The 14,230-nt window shown below is 49.1% G+C and carries 9 protein-coding genes; 4 read left to right on the forward strand and 5 right to left on the reverse strand.

Annotation, left to right across the window (positions count from 1 at the left end; genetic code table 11):
- Nucleotides 1-61 precede the first annotated feature (61 nt).
- The gene (locus ACF8PK_RS02060) at nucleotides 62-949 is read right to left on the reverse strand and encodes an AraC family transcriptional regulator (protein WP_232658966.1); all 888 of its coding nucleotides are present in this window, start codon (nucleotides 947-949) and stop codon (nucleotides 62-64) included.
- A gap of 232 nt (nucleotides 950-1,181) precedes the next feature.
- Here ACF8PK_RS02060 and ACF8PK_RS02065 point away from each other — a divergent pair, with 232 nt between their 5' ends.
- Complete coding sequence (locus ACF8PK_RS02065; RefSeq protein ID WP_392439893.1) at nucleotides 1,182-2,330, forward strand: iron-containing alcohol dehydrogenase; 1,149 nt, start codon at nucleotides 1,182-1,184, stop codon at nucleotides 2,328-2,330.
- A gap of 105 nt (nucleotides 2,331-2,435) precedes the next feature.
- Complete coding sequence (locus tag ACF8PK_RS02070) at nucleotides 2,436-3,065, forward strand: lysoplasmalogenase (RefSeq protein ID WP_004726719.1); 630 nt, start codon at nucleotides 2,436-2,438, stop codon at nucleotides 3,063-3,065.
- 16 nt (nucleotides 3,066-3,081) lie between these two features.
- Here the strand turns inward: ACF8PK_RS02070 and torS are convergent, their stop codons facing one another.
- Nucleotides 3,082-6,027, reverse strand: coding sequence for a TMAO reductase system sensor histidine kinase/response regulator TorS (torS, locus tag ACF8PK_RS02075; protein WP_392439895.1), 2,946 nt, complete (start codon nucleotides 6,025-6,027; stop codon nucleotides 3,082-3,084).
- An 87-nt stretch (nucleotides 6,028-6,114) separates the two neighbouring features.
- Here torS and torT point away from each other — a divergent pair, with 87 nt between their 5' ends.
- Nucleotides 6,115-7,113, forward strand: a complete 999-nt coding sequence (gene torT, locus ACF8PK_RS02080; protein WP_154179837.1) for a TMAO reductase system periplasmic protein TorT — start codon at nucleotides 6,115-6,117, stop codon at nucleotides 7,111-7,113.
- Nucleotides 7,114-7,167: 54 nt separating this feature from the next.
- The gene (locus tag ACF8PK_RS02085; protein WP_004726723.1) at nucleotides 7,168-7,623 is read left to right on the forward strand and encodes a methylglyoxal synthase; all 456 of its coding nucleotides are present in this window, start codon (nucleotides 7,168-7,170) and stop codon (nucleotides 7,621-7,623) included.
- Nucleotides 7,624-7,688: 65 nt separating this feature from the next.
- On the opposite strand, the gene pncA is transcribed toward ACF8PK_RS02085, so the two are convergent.
- From pncA to ACF8PK_RS02100, 3 genes are all read right to left on the reverse strand, one after another.
- Nucleotides 7,689-8,315 (reverse strand): bifunctional nicotinamidase/pyrazinamidase, encoded by a 627-nt coding sequence (gene pncA, locus ACF8PK_RS02090; protein ID WP_014257400.1) that lies wholly within the window; start codon nucleotides 8,313-8,315, stop codon nucleotides 7,689-7,691.
- Nucleotides 8,316-8,345: 30 nt separating this feature from the next.
- Nucleotides 8,346-10,409 (reverse strand): DNA helicase IV, encoded by a 2,064-nt coding sequence (helD, locus tag ACF8PK_RS02095; protein WP_392439898.1) that lies wholly within the window; start codon nucleotides 10,407-10,409, stop codon nucleotides 8,346-8,348.
- A 206-nt stretch (nucleotides 10,410-10,615) separates the two neighbouring features.
- On the reverse strand, nucleotides 10,616-14,143 hold the full coding sequence (locus ACF8PK_RS02100; RefSeq protein ID WP_392439899.1) for an Ig-like domain-containing protein: 3,528 nt from the start codon (nucleotides 14,141-14,143) through the stop codon (nucleotides 10,616-10,618).
- Nucleotides 14,144-14,230: the final 87 nt, after the last annotated feature.

The following is a 14,230-nucleotide window of genomic DNA, read 5'->3' on the forward strand; positions in this document are numbered from 1 at the left end:
TCAGTATCCTCGTTCTGCGAATGAGATAACAGAGTAAACAATCACCTTTCGACTTCCTCTTTTACGCAGCTTTTGCGCCCCGTGGGGTTTCGTTGAAGTGGCGTTTGTATTCACGACTAAATTGCGATGGACTGGTGTAACCCACCAAACGCGCTGCATCGTTCACCCGCTTGCCTTCTATTTGAATCAATTCTTTGGCTTTATTGAGACGCACTTTCTTCAAGTACTGCAGTGGCGATTCCAGCGTGACGCCTCGAAAAGCTTGATGGAAGGATGAAATACTCATGTTGGCCTCTTCCGCCAGTTGCTGAACCGTGAGCTGCTGATCGTACTCGCGGTGCACTTTACTGAGCGCCTTCGCCACACGCGCGTAATGCCCTTCATGATGCGCCAAATCAAATAACACGTGCCCTTCGCAACTGGTCAATGCACGGTAGACCATCTCTTCCATGAGCGACGCTCCCAGAATCTGTGCTTCTAACCCATCGTTCAGCGCATGCATTAATCGTTTACAGGTGTTGAGCATCTCTTCACCCATATTGACTGATTTGAGGCCGCATTGATTATCTTTATCCTGCTTGCAAGGCTTGAACCCAGCCTGTTCCAACAGGTCGACTTGTTTGAGCAAAATCGAATGATCGATATCGATGCTCAACCCAAGTAACGGTTTACCGGCTTCGACAATCGCTTCACACTCAAGGGGCATCGGCACCCCCACCACCAAGTAGTCATTCGGACCGTACTGCACTGGATTGGGACCAATATGAATGTTTTTTTGTCCTTGCCCTAAGATGATGATACCCGACTGGTAAATAAACGGACGACGCTGATTGCCCGCGCCACTGCGATAAAACCAAACCCCAGGAATGGCGGTTTCTGCAATGCCTTCTAATTCATGCAATGAATGATGTTCAACATATTGTTGCATCAGCTTTGCCAATTCAGTCATCTGTTCACTCCGTATTCAAACCTCGCTCAAACTGCCATAAATTGTAGAATTAGGCAATTTAATTGCACGAATAGCCCTACAAAATCGGATTATTGAGGACTATTATGCACCCCATGACTTCCTGAATCGGTGGAACGCGTGATTCAGGACACTCTGGATTCTAGACATACTGGATTCAAGAAATACTGCCTTTGGGGGATTTCCCCCTTTTTTAAAGCAAGAGGTGAGATCAATGCTATTTACCTACGTTAACCCAACACGTATTCACTTTGGCCAGGCTCAAATCGCCCAAGTTAAAAACGAAATTCCTCAAGATCAAAAAGTTTTGGTGATCTACGGTGGCGGCTCCATCAAGCGCAACGGTGTATACGACCAAGTGGTTGCCGCGCTGAGCGAGCACACTTGGGTGGAGTTCTCCGGCGTTGAACCCAACCCAACCAAAGAGACTTTGGACAAAGCAGTCGCTATCGCAAAAGAGCAAGGCATTGATTACATTCTCGCCGTCGGCGGTGGTTCAGTGATTGACGGCTCTAAATACGTTGCCGCAGCAGCAAAATATGACGGCGACGGTTGGGACATCCTGACACGTAAACACGCCGTCACTGAAGCCACACCGATTGGTGCAATTTTAACATTGCCAGCGACCGGTTCTGAGTCCAACTCTGGCGCGGTGATCACCAAAGCAGAGACGCAAGACAAACTCTCGTTCATGACGAAGTTTGTTCAGCCTAAATTTGCAGTGATGGATCCTGATGTGATGAAAACACTGCCAGAACGTCAACTGATCAACGGTATCGTGGATGCTTGGGTTCACGTATGTGAGCAGTACATCACACGCCCAGTCGGCGCCATGGTGCAAGACGGTTATGCTGAAACATTGCTGAAGAACCTGCTGATTCTTGGCCGCGACTTTGCTGGTCGTGACAACGATGCATGGCGTGCAAACCTAATGTGGAGTGCAAACCAAGCGCTGAACGGTTTGATTGGTACGGGCGTACCACAAGACTGGGCAACCCACATGATTGGTCATGAACTGACTGCCCTGTGGCATGTTGACCACGCACGCTCTTTGGCGATTGTTCAGCCATCGCTGCTGCGTAATCAGATTGAAGCCAAACGCGCTAAACTAGAACAGATGGGAACCCACGTCTTTGGTTTGGAAGCTTCAGCTGACTTGGCAGAGCGCACCATTGATGCGATCGAAGCGTTCTATCACCAGTTGGACGTCGCAACTCAATTCGCCGCTCACGGCTTAACTGCCGCAGCCGCTGTCGATGCAGTTGTGAACCAGTTGGAAGCACATGGCATGGTGACACTGGGCGAAAACCAAGCGATCACACTGAAAGAATCTCGTGAAATCTTAACCAACGCGCTCGTGTAAGCCTTTGACATATTTACTAATAAGTTAAAGCCCTACTCTCAGCCTGTTAATCCTGTTAATATTTGGCAGCGCCTTTCGCGCTGCCTTTATTTTTTGGGATATCACATGTGGCCAAGCATTTTGCTGTTTTCTTGCATTCATCTGTTCTCGATTGAGCGCGGGCCACGTTGGCTATTCTACCTTTCCAAACCGCTGCCCGTTTTACTGATGGCGGCGTTGATCCCGTTCTCTTCCAGCGTGGATACCAATCTTGCGTTTTGGATATTCAGTGGCTTAATTCTTTCCGCCATTGGGGATGTGTTGCTGTCGCTCCCCAAAGATAAGTTTGTCAGCGGCTTAAGCAGTTTTCTGTTGGCGCACATCTGTTATGTGCTCGGTTATTTGGGAATGGTCAGCACCATCACGTGGTGGACACCGGCGGTGATTCTGGCACTGGGAATTTTGGCTTTTTTGCTGCTACTGCCCAACCTAGGCACCATGACATTGCCCGTCGCGATTTACATTTTGATTATCGTTGCCATGGGCTCAGCAACCGCTGAATATTGGCTGAGCTACAACAGCACTTCAGCCAAATTGGCCTTTACCGGCGCTTGCATCTTCATGCTCTCCGATCTGGTGTTAGCCATTGACCGCTTTCGCTCATCCTCCAAATTTTCCCGCCACGTCGTGATGTTTACTTACTACACCGCGCAGGCGCTGATTACGCTGTCGGTACTCAATTCGCGGCTGTTTTAGCGATCGCACGGCATCTTTAACGGTCACGCGACAACAGCGCGTCCAGCTCTACCAACGAAGCAGCGATCGTCGTTTCCAGCTCAACATACAGCGATTGCGCACTGGCTTGCGGTGAATCCGCGTGTTCAATCGATTGACACAGTGTCATCGCTTGGGTTAAACCCAAGCTGCCAGCCGAACCTTTGAGTTTGTGCGCGGCTTGTTTCACGGCTTCTTCACTACTCGTTGACGCAGAAAAGATCGCCAAGGCTTGGCGCGCGCCATCGGCAAAGTAAGTCATGATTTCACGCATTTTATCTCGGCCCAACACTGCGACATCCTCTTCCAGCTGCGCCACGTTGACTAATGCCGTGTTTGATTGATGTGGCATTGATTGATGTGACATTGATTGATGGTGCATCAACTGAGGTTGAGATTGAATCGAGTGCATATTGCGCGCTGTGGTTTCTGGTAACTTGGGCGCTCCCATGTGCGCTGCAAGGGTGTTTGCCAATGCTGATTTCACCAGCGGTTTAGGCAGATAGCCATCAAATCCCGAAGCCAAATACCGGCTGACATCTTCAGTAAAGACATGAGCTGACACGGCGATCATCGGAATCGGCGTTTGTGCATGCTGTTGCTCTAACGCTCTGAGCTGTTTGAGCAAGCTGACGCCATCACCATCTGGCAAATTGATGTCCAAAAGCGCCACATCAAAACGCTGCTGGGCAAAAAGACGCAGCGCCTCTTTCACGTTCGATGCCATCACCGCATGGTGTCCCAAACTCGTTAAAAATCCTTCGGCAACCAGTTGATTGACGTCATTGTCTTCTACCACCAACACGGTCAGCGCAACGGTTTGGCCAAGTGAGACCTCGTCGATACGATGGCACACATCTCCCGAAGCCAAAGCCAATGAGAAATAGAACCGACTGCCTTCGCCCACTACCGATTCGCAACGCAGTTCGCCTTGCATGGCCGCCACTAAGCGATGGCTGATCGCCAGCCCCAATCCGGTCCCGCCTTGTGTCGCAAGCCCAGCCTCAGCTTGAGTAAAAGCATCAAACAGGGTCTGCTGATCCGTTTCATGAATCCCAATGCCCGTGTCACACACTTCAAACAGCAGCTTTTGTTCGTCGTCGGGGTCCGCGTACACCGCCAGGTCAATGTGACCGTGCGGCGTGAATTTGATCGCGTTGCTGACCAAATTATTCAGCACCTGTTGAAGACGCGTTTCGTCCCCTTGCCAATCCTCCGCGAGATCCGAATCCACGTGCAGATTGAGCGTGACACCTTTTTCGATGGCGCGACTTTCCATCAACTGATAGACATGACGCAACATGTGACGCAGGTTGAAATTGGCGTGGCGAATCTGCAAATGGCCCGCTTCAATTTTGGAGTAATCGAGCACATCGTTGAGAATCGCGAGCAGGTTTTGGCCACTTTGATCAATCACGTTCACGTAATGACGCTGCACATCAGACAATGGCGTGTCTTGAAGCAGATGCGCCGTGCCCAAAACACCATTCATCGGCGTGCGAATTTCATGGCTCATGGTGGCAAGGAACACGGATTTGCTGCGGCTGGCCTGTTCTGCATCCAAACGAGCTTTGGCGTGGTTGAGTACTTCTTGATTGAGTTTGTGGTTGGTTTCTCGCAGTTGCGTGGTGCGCTCTTCCACCACATCTTCTAGGTGCGCTTTATGCTCTTGCAGCTCTCGCTTGGCTTGAACTTCGCTTTCGGCCACCACGTTCAGCGCTTTGGCGGTATCTCGGGCGGTCGCGATGGCTCGTCCCATCTCCGCCAGTTCATCATGGCCTTGCGTGTCGACCTCAACGTGTAATTGTCCTTTGGCAACGGAAAGGAGCGCCGCAGTATGACGTGCCAAGCGTTTCACCACCGATTGGTACACCACGCGCCATACGATTAACGTTGTGGCGATCAAACCCATCACACTGAGAACGGACAGTGTCCACTGCGCTAGGCTCAATGTTCGCGACAGTTGCACCACCGCCGCAGTTGCTGATTGGTTAGACGCATCGACCAACTGATTGACGCGTTGGTTTAACGAGGCGAACTGGTCCAGCGATTGTGTGGCCAATTTTTGCGCGCGCAACGTGCTGTCATGCCGGGCAATCAAATTTTCAAATATGGTTTGCTCTTGCGCCAATGCGGCGAGCAATGTCGCCATTTGTTTGGAGCGTGTGGGATCTTCAACCGCCTGAACACGGCGTTGCATGACATCGATGTTGCTGACAAATTCCTGCTGCAGCGCGACGATGCGTTGAATGTCGGTAACGGTGCGCGTCTCTTCGATTTCATTGAGCACTTTATACGCCAAGAGGTGTAGCTCGTGTAGGCGCTCCGACAAGTCCAAATCGACTTCAACTAACGTATCGAGCGCTTGGTACACCTGATCATTTCGTTGTTCTTTGAGCAAATCGTAAATGTGGGTGACATTCGCGACCGCCACGGTGCTGGTGTTGAGGACTTGGGTGCGGGTGAGCTGTTCTAGCTCTTGCGCCGAGGCGCGCATGTGAAGTGCTTGGTCAACGAGTGAGTCAGCCAACTGTAGCTTTCGCTCTACCTCTTGCCCCAGCAGCCCCAACGTATCAATCACGCTTTGTACATCCGCCTCAAGCGAGCTAAGCAGTTGCGTATCGGAGGAATCTTGTCCCAACGTTTTCACATGCCCCAGTAACTGATCGAGCTGATCAAACAGCAGCTTGCCCACGCGCTTGCGCTGAGTTTCGTCGGTGGCATTCGACAACGTGTGAACGGATGCGATGATGCGATTACTCAGTTCGGCCACTTGGCGCGCTTCCAGCATGGCAGGAATGGCGCTGTTGACCACTTGGCGCTCCGTTTTAGAGACCTGCGAAAAGCCCAACATGCCAATGATGGCCGAAGACAGCACCAGACAAGCCATCGCGATAAACGACAACAATAATTTATGTCCAATACTGGTTTTGCTGATTCGCATACAGATGACCTACTAAGTCGCTTCTTTAACGGCTGAAATTGGGCTATATTTTGCAGTGTTTATCCCTATTCGCCAATGAATAACCTCATGCTTTGTCTGAATTTGTCACGCTGGTTCTCCACCTTATTGATTTTGTCCTCTTCGATGCTGAGTTTGATGGCCGTGGCGCAACCCAAAGTGTGTGCGCTCTACCCACACCTCAAAGACTCGTATTGGCTCTCCGTCAACTACGGCATGGTCGATGAAGCGCGCAAACAACACCTTGAGCTCAAAGTGCTTGAAGCCGGCGGCTATCCCAGCCAGTTGAAGCAACAGCAGCAAATCAAAGACTGCATCGCTTGGGGCGCACAAGCCATTCTGCTCGGTACAGTGTCACCCGATGGGTATCACAATGATTTGAGCCAACTGACCGGCGATGTCCCCGTTTTTGCGATCGTGAATGAACTCATCTTAGACGATGATCAGCGCGCGCACCTCAAAGGCGGTGTCGGCGTAGATTGGTATTGGATGGGCTATTACGCAGGAGATTACTTGGCTCGGCTTCACCCAACAGGCAGCGGGCTAACCCCGATTGCCCTTCTACCGGGGCCAGAACAACGCGGCGGCACCAAACCCATGGTACAAGGCTTTTATGATGCCATTGGGCACAGCGACATTCGTATCGCCATCACCTTGTGGGCCGACAATGACAAAGAGCTGCAACGCAATTTAGTGCAACAAGCGATTGAACAACCACGCATTCAATATATCGTCGGCAGTGCTGTCGCCATTGAAGCGGCGATCAGCGAGCTGCGAAACGCCAACAAGCAACATCAGATTCAATTGGTCTCAACCTACTTGAGTCATGGCGTTTATCGCGGTCTACTCAGAGAACGCGTGGCGTTTGCGCCAAGTGACAAGATGGTCGAACAAGGTCGTTTGTCGATTCGTCAGGCCGCTCATTACTTAAGGGGAGAAGCGTATGAGCGCCACGCGGCTCCCGAAATAGCAAAACTCACACCGGAAACGCTCGACGAGCAAATTATTGCTGAATCGTTATCTCCATCTGAATTCAGACCGACTTTTGAAGTAAAAGTCGTTGAATAGACAAGCGCTTTTGGTTATTACACATGAAGCTTAGACACATTAGGATAAGAACCAATGAAAAAAACAACGCGCACCATGGCGGCAAGTAAACACGTCGCATTAGTTGCTCACGATAACTACAAAGGCGAGCTGCTGCGCTGGGTCAAAGAAAACCTCGAAAAGCTTCAAAAGCACTCACTTTACGCCACAGGTACCACCGGCCACATGCTCAGCAAAGAGACTGGCCTTGAGATCACCAGCATGATCAGTGGCCCGATGGGCGGCGATCAACAGATCGGTGCCATGATTTCGGAAGGGAAAATCGATGTGATGATTTTCTTCTGGGATCCGCTGAACGCAGTACCGCACGACCCAGATGTGAAAGCCCTGTTGCGTATCGCCAGTGTGTGGAACATTCCTGTCGCAACCAACCGCGCCACCGCGAAGTTCCTATTTAACTCAGAGCTAATGGCACAACCAGTAGACATTGAGATCCCAGACTACCAAGCCTACCTTGCTGAACGCACCTAAATGGCCCTAAAAAATCCCCTCTTCTAATGAGGGGATTTTTGATTGAACAAGGTTGGCCTCGCGACTTAGCCGATTGATGCCAGAAATTCATCGGAGGAGATCACGCGGCATCCGGACGCCTTCATCGCTTCGAATGCTTGATGGGAATCGTCCGGAGACAGATTCACGCCGCGACACGCATCGGCAATCACTGTGGTCTGAAGCCCCAACGATGCGGCATCGAGTGCGGTAAATTTCACGCAGTAATCCGTCGCTAAACCGACAATGTAAACGTCGTCAATGCCCTTGTCTTTCAAGTAATCGGCCAGTCCGGTACTTTGCTGGCGTTGGTTATCAAAAAAACCACTGTAGCTGTCGATCGCCGAATGGGTGCCCTTGTACACCACATACTCGATCTCGTCGGTGTTTAAACCGGGAATAAACGCCGCACCATCGGTATGCTGCACGCAGTGATCCGGCCACATGATTTGGCTGACCCCGTCGAGATCCACCATATCGCCAATCGATTTACCTTGCACTGAAGCAAAACTCGCATGATCCGCAGGATGCCAATCCTTGGTCGCAATGACATGATCAAAATGAGGGAGAAGTCGATTAATGACCGGAACAATCACATCACCTTCCGGTACCGCCAATGCGCCACCCGGTGCAAAATCATTCTGCACATCAACTAAAATTAGCGTCTTGCTCATCCATTTGTCCTTATCCGATAAAGGGAGTCGTTATTTCTGTTTCACAACCGGATAGTCGCCGGCCAGCAATTCCTGCACAAATGCCGAACCATTCCCGCTGTGCGTGATCCATACTTTGTCTTTCGCCCGCGTCATCGCCACATAAAACAAGCGGCGCTCTTCAGCGTAAGGGAAACGATCAGACGACTGCGTCAAGGCGCTGTCTAAATGCAAACTCTTCACGCGTGCCGGGAACTGCCCTTCATCCACTGCCAGCACAATCACGTAGTCCGCTTCTTTCCCTTTACTTGCATGACAAGTCATAAACTCGATACGCAGTGACAAGTAATGATTCTGCCAATCACGCAAAAGTTCTGGCTTGTGATAATGATTTCGACCAAGTAACAAGACCGTTTTCATGCCACTGGCCTGACGGTTGAGTTGATCCAGCACTTTTTCCACATGGTTACTTGGTGCCACATAAACCGCTTTTTGTTTTTGAGTTTTGAAGCTGTTGAGAGCTTTGGGCACCTGACTTGGGTTTTCCTGTACAAATCGGTTGGCAACGCTGCCAATTTGATCATTGAATCGATACGTCGTATCCAAGTAATGGACTGTGGAATGCGGGAAACGCGCGGAAAAATCGGTCGTGAGGTTGACATCCGAGCCAGCAAACTGATAGATGGACTGCCAATCATCGCCCACGGCAAACAAATTGGTGTGATTGGGTTTCTGTTCACACAAAGACTGAATCAGTTCCAAACGCTGCGGCGAAATATCCTGATATTCATCGATCATGATGAATTTCCACGGGCTATCGAATTTACCTTTTCTGACATAATCCGTCGCGCGACTGATCATGATGTTGAAATCAATCTGATTGCTCTCTTTTAGCATTTGTTGCCAAGCTTGATAACACGGCCAAGTTAGCGACAGTTCGCTATTTAAACGCGCGTAATCCGGATGCTCAACCAAACGCTGTTGAATCTCTTTTTTGCTGATGCTGAGCTGTGCGAGCTGATCCAGCTGTTTTTCCAGCCAAGCGATGAGTTTGGGGTTTTCCACGTGGCTGCCCAGTTCATCATCTCCTGCCAAATAGGCAATCGGCCATTTCGCCAAATGTTTCTGCCAACGTTTGAAGTTGGTCGGCGTCATCCAATGGCGTTTGAGCCAGTCGATACACCACGCTTTCTTGAGTTTGTCATCCAGCGCAATCGGCGAAATCACCACGCTCTGACCTTCTACCTGATTGAGAATATACAAGCCCAATTGATGGAAAGTGTTCACGCGCGCCTTTTCCGCCGCAAGACCGATTTTGTCGCTCAGGCGTTGCTCCATCTCTTTCGAGGCATCACGACCAAATGCGACCAACAGAATATCTTCTGCATTGGCCAGATGGCTTTGCAGCAAGTACGCGACACGAGCGGTCAACACACTGGTTTTACCCGAGCCCGCACCAGCCAAGACTAAGTTGTGATCATCGTTGAGTAAAACAGCTTGTTGCTGCGACACATTCAGCGGAGACGATTCTAATTTAGAGAACAAGACTTCCCAGTTCAGGCGTTCATTTTCGATCCACTGGTGATTGCGTTCCAACAAGGATTCACTGGTATCAAGCAACCAAGGGGACAAGAGTTCGATATGCTCAGGTAAGCGCTGATACGCCTCTTCTAGCGTCATGCCCATGCTTGAAAGATCATCAAACACCGACGTGACCCAGTGATCAACCAAAGAGTGTGGTAAGAATGACGGTAAACGCTGCAAATAACTCAGTTCATTTTGCCATTTCGGCAGGTAGTGACTGAGTTGGGCACATTGACGATTGTGCCATTCCTGATAGATCGCGACCAGTTTATGGGCAAATTGACGACATTCCGGCCAAGGCAACCCTTGAACCAACCAAGACCGCTGCACGCCCTGTTCTTCATGGGCATAAAATTGAAGCGCTCCCCAAACCAAGCCACGATGAATTTTAATCTGACCATTCCAGACATTGAACGGAATGCGTTCTTCACTCAGATGCGACGAGAGCACAACCCGCTCATCTTCAAGTCCAACTTGATGATATTCGTTAGATATAAAAAATTGTGCAGTCTTTTTCGCACTTAGCTGCATTGATCATTACTCATCGATTTCGTTGCCGACAATCATAACCTAAACGACCGTGGCTATGAAAAAATAATGTCAATTGTTTGCGTAGATAGCACCCACAACCTGCGATTAAACAAGGTGTTAAGTCCAACGAATGCACCGTATGTTTATACGTTCAAAAAGTATACGTTCAAAAAGAAAAAAGCCCATCAATTGATGGGCTTTATCAGTTAGTTGTTATCCACTTTTATAATGTCATGTAACAGCGTGGTGATGTCTGCACTGGTTGATTGGCTATTAATATCGAACTCAACGGCCCCATCATTCAACACAATGGATTGCGTATAATTGTTCGCGGCAATCGTCAGCTCAAGCTCCGAACCATCCACTGTCACTTCAATGTTTTCCAATAGATCTTCCATCGAACTGTAAGACGTCTCGTCGAGCATGTGTGACAAATCAATCTTATCGCCTGCATGGAAGTCAGTAATGACATCCATGTGGTTCTTAAACTGACCATCGACGGCAGCGTTGAGGGCTCCTTCACCACCGAAGACAAACAGGTCATGACCATCACCACCGGTCAGAATGTCGTTGCCATACCCGCCAATGAGAATGTCATCCCCCGCACCACCATTGAGCGTATCATCACCACCTTGGCCATAGAGGATGTCGTCCCCAGCGCCGCCATTGAGAATATCGTCACCACCACGAGTATCACCCGCGACGTTAAATAACTCATGGTTGTCTTTGATGAATTCATAGATATCGACCTGAGACGGTGTTACCCCATCACGCAGTTCTAAGAATTCAACCAATCCGTTGTACCCTGCGCCAATTTTCGAGTCAGCATCAACGCCCACATCTGCCCATGGTAAACCATCCGTGTTAATTGAATCACCAAACAGGATATCGTTGCCTTCATTGCCGTTGACCGTATCGTTGCCCATCTCCGCAATGTCAGTGATGGTTTCGGCACCTTGCAGTGCGGCTTTGAGTTCATCAGCTGAATTTACAATTTGGACTTCGCCAGCTTGAGCATAGTAAGGGATGTAAGTATCAATTGATCCAACTTCTGCCCACGCCTTACTACTTCCATTATACCCATCGGTATCTCTATCACCTTCAAAGTTGAATTCAAAGTAGTACGTACCTGCGTTCGCTACGTCAATGTTGATAGTTTCCGAGTGGCCCGTTGATCCACTCGCAGCAAGTGTTCCATCAGCATGGTATAACTCCCAGAAAAAATCGCCTCTAGAAACACGAACATCAAACTTAATAGTTGAATGATCATCGACAATTGAGGTCATTTCAGAAACGTATCTAGTCGCAGATCTGTTATCACTCCATTTATAATCGGGATCAGTCATCACCAATTTATCGTCTGCATAGTACACGCTGCCTGAACCATCGGTTTGTGTTAGCTGAGCGTGAGTGCCATCATCAAAATGCAAGACTTTATTCGAAACATACAGGCCTTCAACAGCTTGCAATGACGTTTCTGATGTATTGTCAAAGAACATCAACCGGCCTTCTGTAATACCACTACCGATACCAATCGCATGTACGGCGCTCTGACTGCTCAAGTCTTTGAATGCCTCTAACGCGTCATACATATCCCGGTAATCCGTTTGATTGCCCGCACCGTTATCACCACTATTACTAAAGGTTGGATCCCCATCCGTTAGGAAATAAGTTAAATTCTCATAGCCCTCTGTTGGCTGATGACTAAACCAATTACTCGCTAAATCAAACGCCGCTTCGTAGTTAGTGCCCCCTTCGGCATCCATATCTTGAATTTCTGTCAGCAATTGCTGCAAGTTATCAGCGGTGAGTTGAAGTGTTAGCGCTGAGTGAGCACTAGATTCAAAACCAATAAGATTAATATTGATAACACCATCATGATTCACTAAATCTGTAGCAAGGTTTGTGAGAGCATCAATGACTAGTTTCATTCGCGAAGCATTATACTGTGACTGGCTTTGGTAACTATTGCTGAAACCATTGTCATTGCCGGCTAAGTCAAACTTCATCGAACCTGACGTATCAATAATTAGAGCAATATTGTAATTGACACCCGGTTGAACACTGACAACATAACCGCCAATATCGCCCATCAACACATCGTCGCCTTTTCCACCTTCCACTGTGTTGTCACCGTTTGGCGCGCTGTCTGGCAGACCAACAGAACCAATGTCTGTTGATGCATATTTAGGGAGATCCAACGCTTCACCGTTGAGGTCAACTTCTTGTGCGCCGACTGTCACTGATAATTCTGGTGATGTACCTGTCGACGCTTCAACCACGACGGTTGCTTTGCCATCAGAATCCAGAGCGCTGACCGGAATGCTCCAACGTCCGTCACCAAGGTTGGTACCAACAGATAATGTCGCATCATCTGGCACACCGGAGACAATGACCTCTGTGACGACTTCGCTGCCATCAGCATCGTTGAGATCAACGTCGATATTGAGTTCAAATAAGTCGGCGGTCTTGACGAGTTTGCCATCACTGATCTCGTACTTGCCATCATTCAAATACAGCGTTTCGATACTGTAAAAGTCATGGAATGCGCCGGTAACCTTATCTTTCAAACGCAAGTCAAACGAATCACAATCGTCTCGCTGGATCAGTTCAAGATCAGCAAGTGAACCCGGTAAATAGGCAACATCAGTCCCACCTTCACCGTAATATGCTGTCGTGACCGAAAGCGACGTTGAAATCAGGGTGTCGTTACCATTGCCGCCAGTATCATCACCGTAAAGATCCAACGTACCATTCGTCACGTTGCCACCAATCAGAATATCCGAACCACTGCGACCGAATATTTGCTGAACAGATTCATCGCCAATCAGGACATTGTTTTCACTGTTACCCCAAAGGCGTGCACTTTCTTGATAACCGTCATTCACGTGGTTCTCTTCAAGCTGTTCCACGAAATCAACCACATAATTATCAACGCTATTGAGCGAGGCCGTCACAGACAGACCATCCGACACGGGTTCAACGTGCACAGTCACAGTGGCTGAATCGGTTAATCCATCGCTGTCTTGCACCGTGTAGGTAAAGGTCGCATCGCCATTAAAGCCAGCCGCTGGCTTAAAGCTGATCGTCCCATCCTCGTTCAGAGTCACTGTCCCAGTCGACGGAGAATCGACAGAGATAATGGTTAATGTATCACCATCTGGATCAGAGTCGTTTGCCAGAACAACAGATGGGGCAATCGTGAGACTACCATCTTGAACCATGCAGAGTTCATCGCCCAGCACTGGCGCATCAAGCAGTGGAGAGAAGTTCCCCACAAGGGTTCCGTCTTCATATTGGCCAATGGCGATATCCAAAACGGCATTGCCACCTTGGTCCCAATAGACAATTTCGACACTGTGGTAACCATCTGAATCTAAGGTAAAGGTGTCATGAACACGTTCAGTCGTAGACTGGATACCGTCGTACTGAGCAACCACTTGACCATCGACTTTAATAAAGTAACCGTCGTCCGCATTCACTTTCAGCGAATAAGTCCCTGCAGCCAAGAACACTGCGCCAGTCAACAGCATCACGCCATCGGTGGTGGAACTCGGTACAGATCCTTTCATCGAGCTCGCATCAGAACCCAAGAAGTCTTGTAGCTGCGACTCAGACGTCAAACCACCATATTTATTACTATTGCTTAACTGGTAATCAATGTTAGACACATCAAACGTCACGTTCGGCTCATTTTGAGCAATAAGCGCCAGAGCATCTGCAACCGAATCCATGTTCCCCAAACCACCCGAATGCTCGTTATAAGCATAATATTTGCCCGAGAAGCAGTGATTGCTGGTTGATGTGTCGTCTTGGGCGAT

Source organism: Vibrio sp. CJQ_6 (assembly GCF_043106745.1).
GTDB classification, from domain to species: domain Bacteria; phylum Pseudomonadota; class Gammaproteobacteria; order Enterobacterales; family Vibrionaceae; genus Vibrio; species Vibrio furnissii.